We start from the raw sequence: 464 nt of genomic DNA, 5'->3' as shown, positions 1-464 counted from the left end.
GACCGATCACAACACTAAACTGGCGCGCAGCGACTTTCCGGACTTCAACGACGCCAACAAGCACGGCGAAGGCTCGGCAATGGTCGAACGGCTGGGCAACCTGATCGCCATCTTCGAAAAGCCCGAGCTGAACTTTGCTAACAACCGCGCCGACAACGACGGCCTGCTTGGCGATGCCTACGAACACCTGAAGCGTCACTTCGGCCAGGAGTCCGGCAAGAGCAAGGGGCAGTTCTACACCAAGGCCTCCACCACGGCGTATGCCCCGACATGCGGTGCAGGATCGCTGCTGCTGAAAGTGGCCGCCGAGGCGGGCCGGCAGATCACCCTGGAAGGGCAGGAAAAGGACGTGACCACCGCTGGTCTCGCGCGGATGAACATGATCCTGCACGACTTCCCCAGCGCCACCATCCTGAGTGGCGACACGCTGGTGAACCCCAAGTTCAAGGACGGCGAACAACTGC

At 61.6% G+C, this 464-nt stretch carries 1 protein-coding gene; it reads left to right on the top strand.

Annotated features, from left to right (window positions below; genetic code table 11):
- A partial coding sequence (locus KVT32_RS28730; RefSeq protein ID WP_217619274.1) for a class I SAM-dependent DNA methyltransferase occupies nucleotides 1–464 on the top strand: 464 nt, incomplete at both ends.

It is taken from the genome of Achromobacter sp. GbtcB20, assembly GCF_019091095.1.
Classification (GTDB): Bacteria; Pseudomonadota; Gammaproteobacteria; order Burkholderiales; family Burkholderiaceae_B; genus Achromobacter; species Achromobacter mucicolens.
This window is presented reverse-complemented; position numbering and strand designations above follow the sequence as displayed.